The following is a 12,143-nucleotide window of genomic DNA, read 5'->3' on the forward strand; positions in this document are numbered from 1 at the left end:
GGCCATCGCATCCTATGACCCCGTGGGCGATCCGGATCCCGTTCATTTTAGAAATGTCGATCTTGGTCTCTCGGCACCGTTGTCCGGCTTATTCCTGTCCCATCACCCGCGATTGTTCGATCCCCCGGGATTGTTCCAGCTCTCGGGATGGCTCCAAGAGCTGGGATTGCTCGAGATAGCGGAAGAAGTCGGAGTCCGCGCGTAGCATCAGGGTGCTGTTGTCGCCGAGGGCGTGATAGCTCTCCAGCGTGCGGAAGAACGAATAGAACTCGGGGTCGGCGCCGAACGCGACACCATAGATTCGCGTCGCCTCGGCATCCGCGTCACCGCGGATCTCCTCGGCCTCGCGCGCGGCCTCGGAGCGGATCCGGCGTAAGTCCCGCTCCATATTGCCGAGGATCTCCTGGCTGCGACCACGGCCTTCGGAGCGGAAGCGCTCGGCGATCGACTGACGCTCGGCAATCATGCGCTGCTCGACCTGCTGGCGCACCGAACTGATATAGTTCACGCGCTTGATGCGCACGTCGTCGAGTTCAATGCCGAGTGCCGGCATCGAGACGCGGGCCCGGGTCAGGATTTCCTGCTCCAGCAACTCCCGACCGAGCTTGGGCTGCATTTCCAGGTTCACATCGGTCCGGTCGGCCAGGGTCGGGTCCTCGAGTTCCTCGACATTGACCTCCCAGTCCTTGGAACGCACGATCTCCTCGAGCTCGGTGGAGGACACCATGTCGCGCACCACCGAGTCGATGATGTCGTCGAGGCGGGTGCGCGCGCCGGCTTCGTCGCGCACACTGGTCAGGAACAGCAGCGGATCGGCGATCCGCCAGCGCGCGGTGGTATCGACCAGAATGAATTCGCGGCCCAGGGTCGGGATCTGCGTCACATCGCCATCCCAGACCAACAGGCGTTTGTCGAAGTAACGCACATCCTGCCACGGCAGTTTGACCTTCAGGCCAGGCTCCGTGATCACGCCGCCGATGGGTTGGCCGAACTGCACGATGATGGCCTGGTCGGCCTCATCCACGCTGTAGAGCATCGAGGCACCGGCGGCGACCAGGACCAGGGCGACAATCGCGATCAGGACGACTTTCATTGATCACCTCCGGTTGCCGGCTGGGCTGGGCGATTGAGCTCGAGCAACGGCAACGGGCCCATCTGGCCGTCTTGCACGACCAGCACCTGGCCGATCCCCGGCAACACCTCGTTCAGGGTTTCGAGATACAGTCGGGAGCGGGTTACCGCCGGGGCCTGCTGATACTCGGCGAGCACCGCGGAGAAGCGCGCGCTCTCGCCCTCGGCGCGATTGACCCGCTCGGTCGCATAGCCCTGGGCCTCGGCGACGGTGCGCAGCGCCGCCCCCTCGGCATTCGGGATCTCCTGATTCACGCGCTTCTGCGCCTCGTTGATCATCCGCTCGCGCTCCTGGCGGGCCTCGTTGACCTCGTTGAAGGCCGGCTGCACCGCCGGCGGCGGCACCACGTCCTGCATCTCGACGGTGTTGATCCGGATCCCGGCGTCGTAGGCATCCATCAGCGCCTGAATCTCCTCCCCGGCCTTTTGCTGGATCTCGACGCGCCCGACCGTCAGCACCTCGGAACCGAGCATATTGCCGACGATACGCCGCATCACCGACTCCGAGATGTCGCGCAGCGTGCGGGTCGGCTCGCGCATCTGATACAAGAACTTGATCGGATCACTGATGCGGTATTGCACCACCCATTCCACGTCGATCATGTTGAGATCGCCGGTCAGCATCAGCGATTCATCCTCGAACTGCTGGGGGCTGTAGGTGGTGCGCCCACCCTGCCCGGTGCCGGTGGTGCGGAAGCCGAACTCCTGTTTTAGCACCCGCTCGGTGGCGACGAACTGCACCGTATCGACGCCGAACGGGATCTTGAAGTGCAGGCCTGGATCGTTGATGCCGATCACGGCACCGAAGCGCTTGACCACCGCGCGCTCCTCCGGCTGGACCGTGTACCAGGAGGACAGCACTCCCCAGAGCAGCGCGAGCACGATGACGACGGCGACGGCGATCTTCAACGGCCCCTTCGACGACTTGCCGAACCGGCTGACAACGGTGCCCATCAGGGCCTCGAGGTCGGGCGGACCGGACTGGCCGTTGCCGCGGGAACTGACGGACTGGATCATAGGACGGTCTCCTGCTGGACGGCGGAACGCGGATGATCGGCATCCGATTGAACCATCATATCAGCAGGATGTCTCTGCTGATTCCGGTCTGACCCTTTGTGTAGGGTCTCGAAGAGCCGACCGGGTCTGCGGCTTTACGTGTACGCTGATCGCGCTGCCGCTGTGCCTTGAAGCAGTGGCGGCCATTCTCCTGTTGGGGGGCGCGGGTCATCGCCGAGCTTAAGCGCAGCCCTGAGGCAGCATTGCCCAGGTGACACTCGCTCTCGCTCAGATAAGATGGCGACGGTGATGATCTTTGGTGGTGAGCACTCTCCAACGCTGCTGCTGCCTCGTGCAGGTCATCACCGCTCTGACGTTTCGTCATGACACATGTGTATTGTCCCGGCAGCAGTCGCCGAACGAGGACAACGACCTGGATTTTTATGATCATCATCGAACAACTGCTCACCGTCCTTGACCGCCCGACCCTGGATTGGATCGCCGATGGACTCGCCATCGCGCTGCTGGCTGGTTACCACCTTTACCTGCGCTGGCTCGTCGCCGCGCATCCCGAACGCTCTTTCCACGAGCGCGCGAACGCGCTGCACCATGCCTGGGTAGAGGTGACACGGGAACTGGGCGATCACGGCATCCTGGCGGTCAACACCCTGCGCAACTGGGTGCTCTCGGCGAGCTTGTTCGCCACCGTGACCTTCGTGCTCGGGCTCCTGGTGGTCGGCTTCGCGCTGCAAGGCTCGGGACTCGAGCGCCTGTCTCAGGCGCTCAGCCTGGCGTCGACCGGTGAAGCCGCCGTGCAGGCCAAATTGCTCCTGCTCGCGGCGCTGCTGTTCACCGCCTTCGTGCGCTTCGCGCTGGCGGTGCGTGACTACAACCAGACCGCGCTGCAGATCAGTATTCCCGATGCGCATTTTCGCGGCCTGGCCATCGAGACCATTGCCGATACCCTGAATCGCGCCGGCAACCACTATCACCAGGGCACACGCACCCTGCTGTTGGGGCTGCCGGTGTTGCTCTGGCTGATCGGCGCCGAGTGGTTTCTGCTCGGTACCATCCTCACGCTGGTGCTCCTGCGTGGCTTTGACCTGCGTGCCGATGCGCAGTCCTTGCGCGCGCCGCCGTCTGCCGCCGAGGGCACGGTTGTCGGCGACCCGCACGCGCTCGAGGCCCGCGATGTGCTGGCGGCCCTGCACAGTCAAAAACGGGGCCTCAGCGGTGACGAGGCGGCGCGGCGGCTGGAAGCCGTCGGCGAGAACCGGCTGCCGGAACCGCCGCGAGACGGCCCCATCAAGCGCTTCTTCAAGCATTTTCACGATGTGCTCATCTACATCCTGCTCGCGGCCGCGGTGGCGACCGCGTTCATGGGGCATTGGATCGATACCTGGGTGATTCTGGGGGTGGTGCTGATCAACGCCATCGTCGGTTTCGTCCAGGAAGGGCGCGCCGAGGAGGCGCTGGCCGGGATTCGCAAGATGCTGTCGCCGAGCGCATTGGTGCGACGCGATGGCGCTTGGAGCGAGATCGATGCCGCGCTTTTAGTGCCGGGCGACGTGGTGCGCCTGCGCGCCGGCGACCGCATCCCGGCCGATCTGCGCCTACTTGAGGCGGCCAATCTGCGCGTCGAGGAATCGGCGCTGACCGGCGAGTCGGTGCCGGCCTCCAAGCGCGTCGCGCCGGTGAGCGATGATGCCGGTATCGGCGATCGCTTCAGCATGGGCTATTCCGGCACTCTGGTGGCTGCCGGCAGCGGCCTTGGCGTGGTCACCGCCACCGGCCCGCATACCGAAATCGGCCGCATTAACCGCATGATCGCCGAGGTCCAAACCCTGGTCACGCCGCTGATCCGCCAGATGGGTGCCTTCGGTCGGGTGCTCTCGGTCGTGATTCTCGGTCTTGCGGCGGCCATGACCCTGGCCGGTTGGCTGCTCCACCAATGGGGCTGGGATGACCTGATGATGGCGGCGATCGGCTTCGCGGTGGCGGCGATCCCGGAAGGCTTGCCGGCCATCATGACCATCACCCTTGCGCTCGGCGTACAACAGATGGCACGGCGCAATGCCATCACCCGCAAGCTGCCGGCGGTGGAGACGCTCGGCTCGGTGACGGTGATCTGCTCGGACAAGACCGGCACCCTGACGCGCAACGAGATGACCGCGCGCCACCTGATCACCACCCGCGGTCAGTACGATATCGCCGGGGTCGGTTACGCCCCGGAGGGGCATCTCTCGTTCGAAAACAAGCACATCGAGCTGGCTGAGCATGCCAACCTGCAGGCCCTGGTCGAAGCGTTTGCGGTCTGCAACGACGCCGATGTGATCGAGGACGCGGGGCAATGGCGCCTGATCGGCGAGCCGACCGAAGGCGCCTTGCGCACCCTGGGGTTGAAGGCCGGCTTCGACACCGCCGGCTACCAGCGCCGGGCCGAGATCCCGTTCGACTCCGAGCATAAGTTCATGGCTACGCTCGAGCAGCTGCCAAAGCAGGAAGCGGAGCAAGGGCAAGGGCAAGGGCAAGGGCAAGCGCAGGAGCAGCGCACGCGCATCCTGATGAAGGGCGCCCCCGATCGCCTGCTCGATCGCTGCGCGCACCAGCGCGGCGCCGACGGCCAGCCCGAGCCGCTCGAGCGCGCCTTCTGGGAGGACGAGGTCGAGCGCCTCAGTGCCAAGGGCCTGCGCGTGCTGGCCGCCGCCGCGCGCGCAAGCGACGCCGATAAGACTGATCTGCAGCTCGCCGACCTCGACGACGAGCTGATCTTCCTCGGCTTGGTCGGCATCATCGATCCGCCGCGGCCTGAGGCCATCGAAGCCATCGCCACCTGTCACTCGGCCGGCATCGAGGTCAAGATGATCACCGGCGATCATCTCGGGACCGCCACCTCCATCGGCCGCGAGATGGGCATCGGCGAGCACCGTGGCGCCATTTCCGGGGCGCAGCTGGAGGCCGCGGACGACGCGGAGCTGCGGCGTCTGGTCGCCGAGCACGACATCTTCGCCCGCACCAGCCCCGAACATAAGCTGCGCATCGTCAAGGCCCTGCAAGCCAATGGCGAGGTCGTTGCGATGACCGGCGACGGCGTCAACGACGCACCGGCGCTCAAGCGCGCCGATGTCGGCGTGGCCATGGGCATGAAGGGCACCGAGGCGACCAAGGAAGCCGCCGAGATCGTCCTCGCCGACGACAATTTCGCCTCGATCAGCAGTGCAGTTGAGGCCGGGCGCACCATCTACGACAATCTGCGTAAATCGATTCTGTTCATCCTGCCGACCAATGGCGCCCAAGGGTTGGTGATCCTCGCCGCGATCCTGTTCGGCTTCGAGCTGCCGCTTTCGCCCGTGCAGATCCTGTGGGTGAATATGATCACCTCGGTGACGCTGGCGCTGGCGCTGGCGTTCGAGCCTGCCGAGCCCGGCGTCATGCGCCGCCCGCCGCGCCGCCCGGATGCCGCCATCCTCGGCGCTTATGCGCTGTGGCGCATCCTGCTGGTGTCACTGATCATCGGCGTTGCCACCATCTTGATCTTTCTGTACGAGATGGACCGCGGGCAAGGGCTGGCGGTCGCCCAGACCATGGCGGTGAATACCCTGGTGGTGGGGCAGATTTTCTACCTGCTCAACAGCCGCTTCCTGCTTGAGTCCAGCCTGCGGTTGCGCTTCTGGCTGACCAATCCGGCGGTCTGGATCGCGATCTCCATCATGCTGCTGCTGCAGGCTCTGTTCGTCTATGCCCCCTTCATGCACCTGTGGTTCCACACCGCCGCGCCGCAACCAAGGGATTGGCTACTCCCGCTGGGCATTGGCGTGGCCGTGCTGTTGATTGTGGAGGTGGACAAAGCCGTGGCGCGCGTCGTCTCGGCACGCGCCCGGCGGCACCGGGCTGCTGGCCGATAAGTGAGTGGTGTCTGCGCTCCGGAGCAGGCTGCGATCAAGCGTTGCTTGGTGGCGTCGGTCGCGGTGTCCTGCGGCGCGATCGCCGCGTACCCCTACCCGCTGGTCACTCGGACGCTTCGCACCGCCCGTTCCCTTTCGAACTGCTCGTCTTCAGGTGGCCGCGAGTGCCTCTTCTTCGGCATCGCTCTCGTTGTGCTCGGCCGCAAGCTCGTACTCGGATTGACGATGCGCCCACTCCCGTGCCTTCTCGGGGTCTTCCGCCAGTTGCTTCGTGAGCGCGAGGCTTTCACGGTACTCGGCCGCCGCCGCTGTCATGGTCCAGGTGGCCTGAATGCCCTGGGCTTCGAGCTGCCGGCGGATTGCTGTGAGCGGAACCTTGAAGAATTCCTTGCGGGGGTTGACCTTGTTCACCTGCTCGCGCATGAACTCATGATGCAGGGCCGTTTCGAGTGCCGGTGCATCCTCACTCCAGATCAGCGCATGCACGTCGAAGCCGAACGGGACACTCGCGTCGCTGAGCTCGCGCACCCGATCGAGGGGTTCGAGCCGGCGTGTCATACCGACCTTGAAGACATCCTCGCCGAACGAGCCGATGTTGGAGATCACGTAGACGTGACCGGCCTTGGTCTGCTGAGCCATTGACAGCGCCCGTTGGTTGCGCGCTTCCGCCTCCGCCAGGCGCTCATGGAGCTCGGCCAGTCGAGCGTCGAAGGCCGCACGCTGCGCCTCGCTGGCTTGCTCGGCTTCGGCCTGGACCTTCGCCATCGCCTGCTGGAGTGCATCCTCCTCGCGGGCGCTGTCCTTCAGTGCCCGCTCGATCTCGCGCCGGGCCTTCTGCTCTTCGCGGATCTGCTCGCGAATCCGGCGCTGCTCGGCTTTCTCCTCCTGACGCTTGACCTCGATGGCGGTCGCCCAGGTCAGCTCGTCGAGCCGGGCCTGGAGATACTCCCGCGTGATCCGGGCATCGCGGAAGGCCTTGCCGTTCTGATTGACGAGCGCGCAGGCATCGCGGATCTCCTGCTCGAGAACACCGTAGTTGGTGGTCTTGACCCTGGATAGGATGGTGTCGACCTTGCCGTTGAAGGCATCGACGACGAAGCGCTCGGCGGTATCGCGGCGCTTGGCCTCGACATAGCCGCAGGTCGCCGCGCGCTGCTCGGCGATCGTCTGAGCGGTGCGTTGTTTGAGATGATCGCCCAAACGCTTCAGCCGATCACGTTCGTCCACGACCCCGGCCAGGACCAGGGCCAGAATAATAACGGCGATCACGGCGGCGACCGCAACGGTCGCCAGCATCAGGATCGTTGCGGGGTCGGAGAAGGTCGACATCCGTGCATCCTTTCGTTCGGCTCGATGGGCTATGCGGACTCAGTGTGGTCCGCAGCTTTCCCCAACCGATGGGATCGCCATGATCTGCAAGAGCAGGGCGGGGTGGTCGCGCAGCGTGGCGGTGATGGCGGTGTAGAGGGTGATATCGTCGTCGATCGGATCCTCGTCCTCGCTGTTCCAGCCACAGAACCACGCGGTGGCGAAGCCGATCAGCCAGGCAATTTGGAACCCGGGATGTCCGAGCGGGGGCAGGTGTCTGGGGTCGAGCGGAGCGGTGAAGCAGAGGGTACCGAAGTGGAACCAGGTTTCGGCGAGGTCGTCCTCGGGATCGGTCGGGGCAAGCGGGGCAGGGTGCATGGGGCGGCGGCAAGCATCCATAACGGAGTCTCCATATCCGTATCGTTGACGGAGTCTAAACCGCATTTCTCGTTTTTTGAAGGGGATGGCGTGCCGATAGCCTCCTTACGGCGGCAAACACACCGGCATACGCCCCGCGGCACGGGCTTGCCGATGGATCTCGACGGCCTGCTCCAGGCCCGCGGCCAGCTGCTCCATGCGGGTATTGTGGGCAGGGTGGGTGGAGAGGAAGGCCGGCGGCTGGCTCCCGCCGGCGGCGGCCATGTTGCGCCAGAGCAGGACACTGGCACGCGGATCGAAGCCCGCCTGCGCCATCAGATCGCGGCCGATGCGATATGCTCGGCTTACTCCAAGCGTGTGCGCCGCGTCATGAGCCGATGCTCCGGCCGGGTTTCGAACGTCCGGGTAGCGACGCGCTCGCGCTTGGTCTAAAGTGAATTTCGGCAGGATCTTCGAACATCTTTCCGAACCCTCGGTAAGTTTGCACTTCCAAGGGTAGGAAATTTCGCGGGTCCTGCCAAATCCCCGCACGTCCATCACCAAGCCAATGACTTGGACTTGGACTTGGACTTGGACGGGCTTATGAACAACGTCTGTAAAAGATTCGCGAGCTTCTCGGCGAATTAGGCATAGAAAGTCAATCCAGCGGCCAAAATGCTGCGCATTTTAGCTTTTGATGAATTTCACCATTAGGCTAGTAAAAAACACGAGAAACGAATTAATGGCAACCTATAAAGCAAGGACAATATATTCTTACAAGAAGGGCAAAGGAAATTCATCCGGCTACAGAGTGCATACGCTCTTTACAGTGCAGGGTAAAAGCGAATCAGCAGTGATGGCTGAAATTAAAAAGAAACACGGTGAGCAAGCCGAAGTGATAATTAATGAGATAAAATGGGGCTGAATCACGATTACCACTTTAACTTGCGGCCGCCTGATTACCATTTGGACTCAGGCGCGCTCCGCGGAGCCTACGGGTGCAAGTGTTATTTTCTCTAGCCTGCGCCGGCGCTGGCTGCCGAGCGACTCCGCAGAGTCCTTCGTCCGCTCGGCGGCTTGCTGCGTGTCTGTCCCCACCGACTACGCAAGGCTAACGGACGCAAAAAAGCATGTTTGAGGGCGTCATGGATTGGCTGAGTCTTCTTGGTAATCAGGTGGATCCAACTGTTGAAATCCGTTCTTTCCGATCCGGTGAGAATTGCGCCAGCCACTGCTGCGCCGCCGCGCCCTGACACTTCGGGGTGACGGTTGTGGCAGGAGTTGTAGGCGATTTGGATGTGCCCGCAGGCGTCGCACGGCCCGACATGACCGCCGAGCAGCGGCGTGCGGAAGTGCTCGATCGCCGACATCACCTTGAGCTTGCCGAGACTCAGATGCCCGGCCTGCGCGGCGCGCCACGCCGGTCCATGGTCGCGCAAGATGTCCACGACCTCCAACGCCTGCCGCGGTATGCGCGGGCCAGGCGGACCGGTGACCTCGCGCAAGGTGCGGGTCGCCACCTGGCTGTAGTTCGCGGTGTTCTCGAGCTTTCGTTGCCCGAGCAGGACCTAGATCACCCGGATGTCGACCTTCTGCCCCAGCAGATGCGTCGCGAAGCTGAGTTTCTAATGCCGATACCGGCATTAGAGGCACGCGGGTGCCATGGCCCTGTTGAACAGCGGCGTCGACCGCACCGTCATTGCGGTGTGGCTCGGTCATGAGTTGTTGGAAACGACTCAGATCTACCGCCATGCCAGACTGGAACTCAAGCAGCAGGCGCTCGATCGCACGACGCCACTAAGCGATGCCCACTGCCGGTATCGCCCGGGTGACACCTTGCTCGCCTTCCTGAAGAGCCTCTGATAATGCCGTGTCGAGTAGCCCTGCTGCCCAGCCGCCATGCGGTGTCTGCAGGGTGACTCGGCATTATTCGGCACCCCGGATTATGCCTCAGTGTGTGAAGTGAAGCGAAACCCGCTTGTTGACCCCCGCCTCGTCCGCAGCGGCATGACCAGGCCCGATTGAGCTGACGCGTCGACATCCGACTGATCTGCTCCTTCGTCGACATCAGCGAGCGCAAGCGCTTCGAGGCGGAGCTGGTTCAGGCGTGGAACGCAGCGGAAACGGCGAATCGAGCGCTCCGCAAGGTGCCAACGCGGAACTCCAGCGGCTCGCCATCACGGACCGCACCACCGGCGTTCGGAACCGAGCCTATTTCGAGGAGGCGGTCGCTGCGGAGATCGCGGGCGTTGCGCGCTACGGCACCCCGGTGTCGCTGCTGTTGCTCGATATCGATCACTCCAAGGCGATCAACGACACCCACGGCCATCTCGGCGGCGACCAGATCTTGATCGAGCTGACCGTTCCGATCGACCGACACCTCGGATGACCGACTCGGGAGATCGTCATCGACGGCGCCTTTGTGGGTGAGGTGCCCATCGCGTTCACGGCTCGGCCTCGGGCGGCTCAATGATCCCCTTCGCCTGCAATCCGGCGCGCACGAGATCCAGACGCAAGGGCAGATCCGCGGCATCGCGGGTGTCCATGTTCAGGGCGAAGATCCAGGTGTCCTCGGGCGTCTCGACATACCCGACGTACCAGCCGATCGGCGGGGTCGCCCGCGCGGCCCAACCGGTCTTCGCGAACAGACGGTGCTGCTCGGTCGTCTCGGCGAGCATGACCCGACGCAGGCCCTCGTCGCTGGCGTCCCGATACGGCAAGGTGCGCAGAATCACCCGCCGCAGGAATGCGACCTGCTCCAGGGCACTGATGGTGAGGCTGCCGTCGAGCCAGAAGGCCACGGGGTCGAACGGCTCCGCCAGCTCGCCGTAGCCCGCGCGCGCGAGGTGGCTGCGGTAGCGCTCGGCGCCGATCTGTCGGGCCAGGTTCTGATAGCACCAGACGCACGAGGCGGCAAAGGCACTGGCGAGGGTGTGATCGCGATTCCAGTTGGGCATGTCGTGCAGACGCCCGTCCCACGGAATCAGGGCATCGGGTCCCGCGATGATGCCCTCTTCCAGGGCGATCAGGGTGTTGAGGATCTTGAAGGTCGAGGCCGTCGGGAACCGTTGCGCGGCACGCGGGGCGTTGTGCACAGACACCGGATCGCCATCGAGGTGGGCGATGACGAGGGTACCGTCGACGCCGGCCGCGGCGAACAGCGCGGCGAGGTCGGCGTCCTAGGCGTGGGTGGGTGCGGCGATGACGAGCGCCGCGAGCAAGAGAAGAAGCCGTGGCATCGGGAGATCCGGGTTCGAGTGAGCAATGGCGCAACGGTTTTTCCGTTTCGTAACACCCTGACTGGCCAACTCGAGGGACAAAAGCTCAGGCTCTCCCGGATTTCAGGGGAATGTGAAACCAATTTAAAAACAATTATTTAACGCTATATTTTGCGTACACATCAACTACGAAAAGTCGCTGAACACGAAAACTCTAACACATTGATTCATATTGGCTCCACGCCGAAGCGAGCGTATCCGTTGAGATCCAAGCACACTCTTTGATACAGATGGGCGAGGTTGGTGATGCCGTAACAGCGTCGTTTGAGGACTTTCAATTGATTGTTGAGGCCTTCTACAAACCCGCTCGTCTGACGGTTGAAAAAATAATTAGTGATCTCAGCGAAATGAGTTCTAAGCGTCCCAAGAAAGCGATCGAAACACCTGATTCCGCGATTCGAGACCTGTCGCATCCAGCGACGGATTTGACGTTTTCCTTGTCCTGTTGAAAGAGGTCTTTCATAAATCACTGTGAGCGCTTCGCACGCATCGTGAGCGTCTTTAATTTGGGGCGAGTGAACAAACAAACGATTGAGGATACGACGCTCATCGTCGGTGAGATCCGCGCGGCGATGGCACAAGAGCCAATGCACGTTTTTGAACTGATCCAATGTCGATTTCGTGAGCGTCCGCCGTAACCGCTTCCATTCCCGCTTTCGTAAGGTCTCAAAACTGTCCCGATACAGGCGAGCAATATGGAAACGATCTGCACAAATGAGCACACGTTTGCCGAAAACGGCTTTCGCAGCCCCAATGAAACCGGCATAGAGATCCGTGCAGATGACCTTGACGGTACGTCGTAACCGATTGGGAATACAGTTAAAAAATGCCTTGACTGCGGCTTTGGTGCGCTCGCTGAGCAGTCCGATGACCTGCAGCATGCCGTTGATGTAGGCACTGACCACAACAACAACATCGCGATGTCCTGTCTTCAGTGCAATCTCATCGATCCCGACCACTTCGAGATTTTGTATTGGATTCCAATCGATGGTGGCACTGATCTGACGATCAAGGATGCATTGTAACGCATCAACGCCAATGGCCTGTTTCCGGCTCACATCTTCAAGCGTGCTGTTGATCAATTCCAAAAGCATCTGTTGCTCGAAAGCTTTTGTGACTGAGGCACGTGGCGTATACCATGACAGGGTTTGACTTGTCGTTGGATGCC

The 12,143-nt window shown here is 62.7% G+C and carries 11 protein-coding genes and 2 pseudogenes; 5 read left to right on the top strand and 8 right to left on the bottom strand.

All coding sequences use genetic code 11. The features are described 5' to 3' along the window. Positions 1–88 precede the first annotated feature (88 nt). Both hflC and hflK read right to left on the bottom strand, forming a co-directional pair. Positions 89–1,093: a protease modulator HflC gene (gene hflC / locus CKO25_RS17070; protein ID WP_200389156.1), complete on the bottom strand. Its 1,005-nt coding sequence runs from the start codon at positions 1,091–1,093 to the stop codon at positions 89–91. Continuing rightward, positions 1,090–2,148 (bottom strand): FtsH protease activity modulator HflK, encoded by a 1,059-nt coding sequence (hflK, locus tag CKO25_RS17075; RefSeq protein WP_200389157.1) that lies wholly within the window; start codon positions 2,146–2,148, stop codon positions 1,090–1,092. The genes hflC and hflK overlap by 4 nt, the downstream gene beginning before the upstream one ends. Before the next feature lie 422 nt (positions 2,149–2,570). Here hflK and CKO25_RS17080 point away from each other — a divergent pair, with 422 nt between their 5' ends. Beyond that, the gene (locus CKO25_RS17080) at positions 2,571–6,032 is read left to right on the top strand and encodes an HAD-IC family P-type ATPase (RefSeq protein ID WP_200389158.1); all 3,462 of its coding nucleotides are present in this window, start codon (positions 2,571–2,573) and stop codon (positions 6,030–6,032) included. A 150-nt stretch (positions 6,033–6,182) separates the two neighbouring features. On the opposite strand, the gene CKO25_RS17085 is transcribed toward CKO25_RS17080, so the two are convergent. The 3 genes from CKO25_RS17085 to CKO25_RS17095 all read right to left on the bottom strand — a co-directional run bounded on the left by CKO25_RS17085 (position 6,183) and on the right by CKO25_RS17095 (position 8,255). After that, entirely contained in the window at positions 6,183–7,361 is a 1,179-nt protein-coding gene (locus tag CKO25_RS17085) for an SNIPE associated domain-containing protein (protein WP_200389159.1), read from the bottom strand. Between the two features lie 39 nt (positions 7,362–7,400). Next, entirely contained in the window at positions 7,401–7,739 is a 339-nt protein-coding gene (locus tag CKO25_RS17090; protein ID WP_200389160.1) for a hypothetical protein, read from the bottom strand. An 84-nt stretch (positions 7,740–7,823) separates the two neighbouring features. Then, on the bottom strand, positions 7,824–8,255 hold the full coding sequence (locus CKO25_RS17095; RefSeq protein ID WP_338115160.1) for a M48 family metalloprotease: 432 nt from the start codon (positions 8,253–8,255) through the stop codon (positions 7,824–7,826). 184 nt (positions 8,256–8,439) lie between these two features. On the opposite strand from CKO25_RS17095, the gene CKO25_RS17100 reads away from it, so the two are divergent. Next, positions 8,440–8,622: a hypothetical protein gene (locus CKO25_RS17100; protein WP_200389162.1), complete on the top strand. Its 183-nt coding sequence runs from the start codon at positions 8,440–8,442 to the stop codon at positions 8,620–8,622. Positions 8,623–8,904: 282 nt separating this feature from the next. On the opposite strand, the pseudogene CKO25_RS22170 reads toward CKO25_RS17100, so the two are convergent. Next, positions 8,905–9,169, bottom strand: a pseudogene (locus tag CKO25_RS22170) (transposase zinc-binding domain-containing protein); the annotation flags it as partial. A gap of 187 nt (positions 9,170–9,356) precedes the next feature. Between CKO25_RS22170 and CKO25_RS17110 the strand changes: the two are divergent. Both CKO25_RS17110 and CKO25_RS17115 read left to right on the top strand, forming a co-directional pair. Beyond that, positions 9,357–9,560, top strand: a pseudogene (locus CKO25_RS17110) (tyrosine-type recombinase/integrase); the annotation flags it as partial. Positions 9,561–9,804: 244 nt separating this feature from the next. After that, entirely contained in the window at positions 9,805–10,086 is a 282-nt protein-coding gene (locus CKO25_RS17115) for a diguanylate cyclase (RefSeq protein ID WP_200389164.1), read from the top strand. A gap of 55 nt (positions 10,087–10,141) precedes the next feature. Here the strand turns inward: CKO25_RS17115 and CKO25_RS17120 are convergent, their stop codons facing one another. After that, positions 10,142–10,858: a penicillin-binding transpeptidase domain-containing protein gene (locus CKO25_RS17120; RefSeq protein WP_242467695.1), complete on the bottom strand. Its 717-nt coding sequence runs from the start codon at positions 10,856–10,858 to the stop codon at positions 10,142–10,144. Here CKO25_RS17120 and CKO25_RS21320 point away from each other — a divergent pair. Next, positions 10,814–11,077, top strand: a complete 264-nt coding sequence (locus CKO25_RS21320) for a hypothetical protein (RefSeq protein ID WP_242467691.1) — start codon at positions 10,814–10,816, stop codon at positions 11,075–11,077. The genes CKO25_RS17120 and CKO25_RS21320 overlap by 45 nt on opposite strands. Positions 11,078–11,142: 65 nt before the next feature. On the opposite strand, the gene CKO25_RS17125 is transcribed toward CKO25_RS21320, so the two are convergent. Continuing rightward, positions 11,143–12,143, bottom strand: a 1,001-nt coding sequence (locus CKO25_RS17125) for an ISL3 family transposase (RefSeq protein ID WP_200389165.1), incomplete at its 5' end; no start/stop codon positions are given.

The sequence above is a fragment of the Thiocapsa imhoffii genome (assembly GCF_016583985.1).
GTDB classification, from domain to species: Bacteria; Pseudomonadota; Gammaproteobacteria; order Chromatiales; family Chromatiaceae; genus Thiocapsa; species Thiocapsa imhoffii.